The organism is Rhizobacter sp. (assembly GCF_031412495.1).
Lineage (GTDB): Bacteria > Pseudomonadota > Gammaproteobacteria > Burkholderiales > Burkholderiaceae_C > Schlegelella_A.
Window position 1 is genome coordinate 1 of the sequence record NZ_JANODC010000537.1, and the last position, 6879, is coordinate 6879.

7 protein-coding genes and 1 pseudogene are annotated in these 6879 nt (G+C 71.3%); 5 read left to right on the forward strand and 3 right to left on the reverse strand.

Annotation, left to right across the window (positions count from 1 at the left end; translation table 11 throughout):
- The coding region (gene mfd, locus AC30N0_RS19930; protein WP_489519621.1) for a transcription-repair coupling factor at positions 1–2772 on the reverse strand (2772 nt) is incomplete at its 3' end.
- 112 nt (positions 2773–2884) lie between these two features.
- On the opposite strand from mfd, the gene ispD reads away from it, so the two are divergent.
- Genes ispD through soxZ form a run of 4 tightly spaced genes read left to right on the forward strand, consistent with a single transcriptional unit; the run spans position 2885 to position 4914 of the window.
- Positions 2885–3607: a 2-C-methyl-D-erythritol 4-phosphate cytidylyltransferase gene (gene ispD, locus AC30N0_RS19935; protein WP_489519622.1), complete on the forward strand. Its 723-nt coding sequence runs from the start codon at positions 2885–2887 to the stop codon at positions 3605–3607.
- On the forward strand, positions 3604–4101 hold the full coding sequence (gene ispF / locus AC30N0_RS19940; protein WP_489519623.1) for a 2-C-methyl-D-erythritol 2,4-cyclodiphosphate synthase: 498 nt from the start codon (positions 3604–3606) through the stop codon (positions 4099–4101). The genes ispD and ispF overlap by 4 nt, the downstream gene beginning before the upstream one ends.
- 26 nt (positions 4102–4127) lie before the next feature.
- Positions 4128–4610 carry a thiosulfate oxidation carrier protein SoxY gene (gene soxY / locus AC30N0_RS19945; RefSeq protein ID WP_489519624.1) on the forward strand — a complete coding sequence of 161 codons (483 nt, stop codon included), beginning with the start codon at positions 4128–4130 and terminating at the stop codon, positions 4608–4610.
- Complete coding sequence (gene soxZ / locus AC30N0_RS19950) at positions 4603–4914, forward strand: thiosulfate oxidation carrier complex protein SoxZ (protein ID WP_489519625.1); 312 nt, start codon at positions 4603–4605, stop codon at positions 4912–4914. The genes soxY and soxZ overlap by 8 nt, the downstream gene beginning before the upstream one ends.
- Positions 4915–4958: 44 nt before the next feature.
- Here soxZ and AC30N0_RS19955 read toward each other — a convergent pair whose 3' ends face one another.
- Together AC30N0_RS19955 and AC30N0_RS19960 are read right to left on the reverse strand one after the other, a co-directional pair.
- The gene (locus tag AC30N0_RS19955) at positions 4959–6236 is read right to left on the reverse strand and encodes an NAD(P)/FAD-dependent oxidoreductase (RefSeq protein ID WP_489519626.1); all 1278 of its coding nucleotides are present in this window, start codon (positions 6234–6236) and stop codon (positions 4959–4961) included.
- Positions 6233–6580, reverse strand: a complete 348-nt coding sequence (locus AC30N0_RS19960) for a c-type cytochrome (RefSeq protein ID WP_489519627.1) — start codon at positions 6578–6580, stop codon at positions 6233–6235. The genes AC30N0_RS19955 and AC30N0_RS19960 overlap by 4 nt, the downstream gene beginning before the upstream one ends.
- Positions 6581–6685: 105 nt before the next feature.
- On the opposite strand from AC30N0_RS19960, the pseudogene AC30N0_RS19965 reads away from it, so the two are divergent.
- Positions 6686–6879 (forward strand): annotated as a pseudogene (locus tag AC30N0_RS19965) (YeeE/YedE family protein); the annotation flags it as partial.

The window sequence follows — 6879 nt, forward strand, 5'->3', positions numbered from 1 at the left end:
ATCGGGCACCAGCAGATAGGCATAGGCCTGGTGATGGCTGCGGCCGACCCGCCCGCGCAACTGGTGCAACTGCGCCAGGCCGAACTTGTCGGCGCGGCTCATGATGATGGTGTTGGCGCTCGGCACGTCGATGCCGGTCTCGATGATGGTGGAGCACAGCAGCACGTTGGAGCGCTGGTGGTAGAAGTCGCGCATCACGCCTTCCAGCTCGCGCTCGCGCATCTGGCCGTGGGCCACCGCGATGCGCGCCTCGGGCACGAGCGCCTGCAGCGTCTCGCGCCGATGCTCGATCGTCTGCACGTCGTTGTGCAGGAAGTAGACCTGGCCGCCGCGCTTCAACTCACGCAGCACCGCCTCACGAATGGTGCCGTTGCCCTCATTGCGCACGAAGGTCTTGATCGCCAGCCGGCGTTGCGGCGCGGTCGCGATCACCGACAGGTCGCGCAGGCCCTCGAGCGCCATCCCCAGGGTGCGCGGGATCGGCGTCGCCGTCAGCGTCAGCACGTCGACCTCGGCCCGCATGGCCTTGATCTGCTCCTTGTGCCGGACCCCGAAGCGGTGCTCCTCGTCGATGACGAGCAGGCCCAGGCGCTTGAGCTTCACGTCGGCGCTGAGCAGCTTGTGCGTGCCGACGACGATGTCGATGGTGCCGTCGGCGAGCCCCTCGAGCGCCGCCTTCACTTCCTTCGGCGAGCGGAAGCGCGACAGCTCGGCGACCTTGATCGGCCACTTGCCGAAACGGTCGGCGATGTTCTGGAAGTGCTGCTCGGCCAGCAGCGTCGTCGGCGCGAGGATGGCGACCTGCTTGCCGCCGGTCACCGCGACGAAGGCGGCCCGAAGGGCAACCTCGGTCTTGCCGAAGCCGACGTCGCCGCAGATCAGGCGGTCCATCGGCCGCGGCGAGACCATGTCCTGGATCACGGCGTGGATGGCGGCGTGCTGGTCGGGCGTCTCCTCGAAACCGAAGCTGGCCGCGAAGGCCTCGTAGTCGTGCGGCTGGAAGCGGAAGGCGAAGCCCTCGCGCGTGGCCCGGCGCGCATACAGGTTGAGCAGTTCGGCGGCGGTGTCGCGCACCTGCTCGGCGGCCTTGCGCCGGGCCTTGTCCCACTGGCCGGAGCCGAGCCGGTGCAGCGGCGCCTCCTCGGCGCTGACGCCCGTGTAGCGGGCGATCAGGTGCAGCTGCGCGACGGGGACGTAGAGCGTCGCCTTGTCCGCGTACTCGAGCTGCAGGAACTCGCTCGCTTCCTCGTCCGGACCGCCGAGCGAGATCGTGGTCAGGCCGAGGTAGCGACCGATGCCGTGATTGACATGGACGACCGGATCGCCCACCTTGAGCTCCGAGAGATCCTTGATGAGCGCGTTGACGTCGCTCGTCTGCTCCTGGCGGCGGCGCCGGCGTGCACCGGGCGCGACGGCGAACAGTTCGGTCTCGGTGACGAACTCGATGGTCCGTTCCGGCCCGGCATCGGCGTCTCGGGCGGCGAAGCCCTGGGCCAGCGGCGCGACGGCGATGGCGAAGCGCTCGGCGCCGGCCTCGAACTCGGCCAAGGTCGCGACGCTCGGCGGCTCGATGCGGCTGTCGCGCAGCAGCTCAAGCAGGCTCTCGCGGCGGCCCTCGCTCTCGGCGACGATGAGGACGCGGTGCGGCGTCGCCGCGATGTGGTCCTGCAGCCGCTTCAGCGGCTCCGGCGCGCCGCGGTCGACGCCGAGATCGGGCAGGGCGGTCGCCCACGTGGCGGCCCCGTCCTCGCTGCGGCCGCGCAGGCTCAGCTGCGCGTACCGCCCGCAGGCGGCGAAGAACTCCTCGGGGCGCAGGAAGAGCGACTCGGGCGGCAGGACCGGCCGCTCGCGGTCGTGCTGGAAGAAGCGGTAGCGCTCGCGCGTGTCGGTCCAGAAGCGCTGCAGCGCCTCGTCGGCCTCGCCGTGCAGCACCAGCGTCGCGGCGCTGCCGATGTAGTCGAAGATCGTCGCCGTCTCGTCGAAGAAGAGCGGCAGGTAGTACTCGATGCCGGCGGTCGCGATGCCGGCGCCGATGTCCTTGTAGAGGCGCACCTTGGTCGGGTCGCCTTCCATCTGCTCGCGCCAGCGCGAGCGGAACGCCGCCCGCGCCGCCTCGTCCATCGGGAACTCGCGCCCGGGCAGGAGGCGGACTTCCGGCACCGGGTAGAGGCTGCGCTGGGTGTCCGGATCGAAGGTCCGGATCGAGTCGATCTCGTCGCCGAACAGGTCGACGCGGTAGGGCACGGCCGAGCCCATCGGGAACAGGTCGATCAGGCCGCCGCGAACCGCGTACTCGCCGGGCGAGACGACCTGGCTCACGTGCGTGTAGCCGGCGAGCGTGAGCTGCCCCTTCAGCGCCGCCTCGTCGAGCTTCTGCCTCGTCTTGAAGTGGAAGGTGTAGCCGGCGATGAAGCCGGGTGGCGCAAGCCGGACGAGCGCCGTCGTTGCCGGCATGAGCAGCAGGTCGACGTCGCCGCCACGGATGCGCCAGAGCGTGGCCAGCCGTTCCGAGATCAGGTCCTCGTGCGGCGAGAAGCTGTCGTAGGGCAGCGTCTCCCAGTCGGGGAAGACGGCCACGCGCAGCGTCGGTGCGAAGAAGCCCAGTTCGTCGGCGAGCCGCTGCGCGTCGGCGGGCTCGGCGGTGAAGACGGCCAGCGCGGCGCCCTTGGCGCGCTCCTTCGCGGCGAAGCGGGCGAGCAGCAGAGCATCGGCCGAACCGGCGGGGCGCGGCAGCGCGAAGCGCTTGCCGGGGGAAATGTCGGGAAGGAGCATGGAGGCGGCAGGGCTGCCGTGCCGCACGGTGAAAACAGGCGATTTTAGGTGCCGCCTCCGGGTCGCGTCGGGCCTGCGCTTATGCTTGCCGCCCGCCCTCGCAGCCACCTCGATGCCGACGATTCCGCCGGACCTGCCCGCTCCGCCTCGCTTGCACGCGCTCGTGCCTTGTGCCGGCACCGGCTCGCGTGCCGGCGGCGACGTGGCGAAGCAGTACGTCGAGGTCGCGGGCCGGCCCCTGGTCGCCCACACGCTGGCGGCGCTGGCCCAGGTGCGGCGCCTGTCGGGCATCCTGGTGGTGCTCGCGCCCGATGACGACGCCTTCTTGGTCCGCATCCGCACTGCCCTAGATCCGCGGGTCGAGGTCGCCCGCTGCGGCGGCGCGACCCGGGCCGCGACCGTCCGCGCCGGCGTGGCCGAGCTGGCACGCCGCGGCGCGGCGCCGGTCGACTGGGTCCTCGTCCACGACGCTGCGCGCTGCCTCGTCCGGCCGGCCTGGATCGACTCGCTCATCGACGCCTGCGTGGACGACCCGATCGGCGGCCTGCTCGCCTTGCCCGTCGCCGACACGTTGAAGCGCGAGGAGGCCGGTCGCGTCGCGACGACGCTCTCCCGCGAGCGCGTCTGGCAGGCGCAGACGCCGCAGATGTTCCGCCTCGGCGCGCTCCTCGAAGCACTCGATCGGGCCGGCCCCGACGTCACCGACGAGGCCGGCGCCATCGAAGCCATGGGCGGCGCGCCGCTTCTCGTGCCCGGCTCGCCCGAGAACCTCAAGGTGACGCTCCCGGCCGATTTCGCCCTCGCCGCCGCCCTGCTCGAGGCGCGTTGCGCATGAAGCCGCGCGGGCCGCTCTGGCGCGTCGGCGAAGGCTGGGACACGCACGCGCTGGTGGAGGGCCGCAAGCTGGTGCTGGGCGGCGTAGAGATCGCGCACACGCACGGCCTCGCCGGCCATTCCGATGCCGACGCACTGTGCCACGCGATCACCGACGCGCTGTTCGGCGCCGCGGCGCTGGGCGATATCGGCCGTCACTTCCCCAACACCGACATGCAGTACCGCGGCGCCGATTCGCTGGCCCTGCTATCGGAGGCGGCGCGGCGCGTGGCCGCGGCAGGGTGGCAGATCGGCAACGTCGATTCGACGGTCATCGCCGAAGCACCGAAGCTGGCGCCGCACGTCCCCGCCATGCGCCAGCGCCTGGCCGGCGCGCTGGGCCTCGAGATCGACCAGGTCAGCGTCAAGGCCAAGACCGCCGAGAAGATGGGCCCGGTCGGCCGCGGCGAATCGATGGAGGCGAGGGCGGTCTGCATGCTCTGGCGTACGATGTGACGAAGCTCAGAGCCTGTCATTCGCCGATGGATTCGCGGCGTCGTCGTGCCCTCGTTTCCGGCGGCAGCCGCCTCGCCGCGCTGATCGCTGCCGCCCTGGCGCTCCCGCGGCTCGCGCAGGCCCAAGCGCAGTCGCCGTCACCCTATCCGAAGGCGTCGTTCGACGCCGCCACGATCGCCGAGCTGGCCCGCGTCATCGGCAGCGGCGCGCCGGTGGAGAGCAAGGAAGTCGTGCTCACGGCGCCCGACATCGCCGAGGACGGGGCGAACGTCGCGGTCGGCGTGGCCAGTGCCTTGCCCGGCGTGCGCCGCCTGCTCCTGCTGGTCGAGAAGAACCCGAATCTGCTATCGGCAGCCGTCGAGCTCGGCGAGTCGGTCGACGCCGCCGTCTCCACGCGGATCAAGATGGCGCAGACCTCGAACGTCTACGGCGTGGCCGTGCTGGCCGACGGGCGCATGCTGTTCGCACGCAAGGAAGTGCGCGTCACGCTCGGGGGCTGCGGTGTCTGAGCCGACCCGCATCCGCGCCACGCTCGCCGGCGACAAGGCCACGGTCCGCATGCTGCTCGGCCACGAGATGGAGTCCGGACAGCGCAAGGATGCGGCGGGCAAGCCGGTGCCGGCGTGGCACATTCAGACCATCAGCGTGCTGCACAACGGGCGCTCTGCGCTCACGGTGCACTGCGGGCCGGCGGTTTCGAAGAACCCGTTCTTCCAGTTCGGCCTGCGCGGCGCCAAGGCCGGCGACCGAGTCGCCGTGCAGTGGCTCGACAGCCGCGGCGCGCGCCGCAGCGACGAGGCGACCATCGCCTGAGACCGGCGCCCTTCGCGCGCGGCCCGCGCCGCCACCGTCGCTCGCTACAACAGCGTGTCGGCCCAGATGTTCCTGGCCCAGGCCATCGCGTAGCGCGCCTCGAGCTCCGAACGTGCCGCCGACACGCCGCCCGAGCCGGCGACCGTCTTGAACGTCTTCTCGGCGGCGACGTACTCGTGCACGCTGGCGACGTGGATCACTTCCTCGGCGCTGACGAAGCTGTAGCAGGTGTTGGTGAGCATCGGCTGCTGGATCGGGGCAAAGCCGCTGAATTCGGCGACGATCGCCGCCGCCGCGACCTTGGCGTGGCTGTTCGCCATGTGCGCCGACTTCGGCATCAGCGGCGCGATCTGGATCGCGTCGCCGACGATGTGGATGCCCTTCGCGGCGGTCGACTCGAAGCTCAGGTAGTCGACCTGGCACCAGCGTCCGTTGGCGTTGGCCAGGTTCGCCTGCACCGCCACCTGACCGGCGCGCATCGGCGGCAGCACGTTGAGCACGTCGGCACGGACATCGTCGTGGACCTCGAACTTGGCCGTCATCCGGGCAGCGTCGACGGCGACGGCCCGGTGCTGCGGCCGGTACTCGATCATGCCGGGGTAGAGCTCGGCCCAGGCCTTCTTGAAGAGCGCCCCCTTCGACGTGACGTCCGCGTTCGCGTCGAGGACGAGCACCTTGGCGCGCGGCTTGTTTTTCTTGAGGTACGCGGCGACCATGCTCGCGCGCTCGTAGGGGCCGGGCGGGCAGCGATAGGGCGCCTCGGGAACAGTGATCGCGAAGACGCCGCCGTCGGGCATTGCTGCCACCTGGCGGAACAGCGCCGCCGTCTCGGGCCCGGCCTTCCAGGCCTGCAGGATGCGGCCGTCGGCGTTCGCCTGACGGAGCCCCGACACGCTGTCGAACATGAGATCGATGCCGGGGGCGAGGACGAGCTTGTCGTAGCGAATGGTGGCGCCGCCGGCCAGCCGCACCGTCCGCGCCACTGCGTCGATCGCGACAACGCTGTCCCGCACGACGCGCACGCCGTGCCGCGCCTGCAGGGCGTCGTACGGCGTGGTGATGTCGGCGAGCTGGCGGACGCCGCCGACGACCAGGTTCGAGATCGGGCACGAGACGAAGGAGGCGTTCGGCTCGACCAGGACGACGTCGATCGCGTTCGCCGAGAGCAGACGGACGTACTTGGCGGCTGTCGCGCCGCCGTAGCCGCCGCCGACGACGACGACGCGGGCACTGGCGGGAACGGAGCCCCGCGAAGCGCACCCGACCGTCGCCGCGAGCGCACCGCCCGCCAGCGCGCCCTGCAGGAGCTGGCGACGCTTCATGGCTGCCTCCGTGCGGCGAAGAAGGTCGCGATCTGCTCGATCTGCGCATCGCTGTAGCCCTTGGCCAGCTGGTGCATCACCGTCGCCTGCCGCTTGCCGTCGCGGAAGGCCTGCATCTGCGCGACCAGGTAGTCCTTCGGCAGGCCGGCCAGCGGCGTCATCGGCTCGCCCGCGACGGCGCGGCCGTCGGTGCCATGACAATTGGCGCAGGTCGCGGCGAGCGCGCGCAGCTGCAGGTCGGCGGCGCCCTGGGCCGCGGCACCGGTCGCCATGGCGGCGGCGGCGGCGAACAGGAAGCCGGCGCGGGCCTGTCGCCGTGCGGATCCGTGCATCGTCTCGTGCATTGTTTTCTCCCCTGTGTGGCGTGCAAAGCCTAGCCGATCCCATCGCGGGGCGACAGATCGGATTCCCGTTTGCTTATTCTTCGGGCTTCGCCAGCCGCCGCCCTCATGACCGACGCCGACCTCCAGCGCACGACGACGCTCGTCCTCGCCTCCGCCTTCCTCGTCGCCGTGGCCTTCGGCGCGATCGCCCAGCGCGTCCGCTTCTGCACCATGGGTGCGGTGGCCGACATCGCGATCATGGGCGACTGGTCGCGCATGCGCCTCTGGGCGATGGCGATGGGCACCGCCGTGCTCGGCTT

Excerpts from the sequence above, each read along its gene's own strand:
- ispD (WP_489519622.1), top strand. The coding sequence starts at position 2,885 with ATGCCGACGATTCCGCCGGACCTGCCCGCTCCGCCTCGCTTGCACGCG.
- ispF (WP_489519623.1), top strand. The coding sequence starts at position 3,604 with ATGAAGCCGCGCGGGCCGCTCTGGCGCGTCGGCGAAGGCTGGGACACG.
- soxY (WP_489519624.1), top strand. The coding sequence starts at position 4,128 with ATGGATTCGCGGCGTCGTCGTGCCCTCGTTTCCGGCGGCAGCCGCCTC.
- AC30N0_RS19955 (WP_489519626.1), bottom strand. The coding sequence starts at position 6,236 with ATGAAGCGTCGCCAGCTCCTGCAGGGCGCGCTGGCGGGCGGTGCGCTC.
- AC30N0_RS19960 (WP_489519627.1), bottom strand. The coding sequence starts at position 6,580 with ATGCACGAGACGATGCACGGATCCGCACGGCGACAGGCCCGCGCCGGC.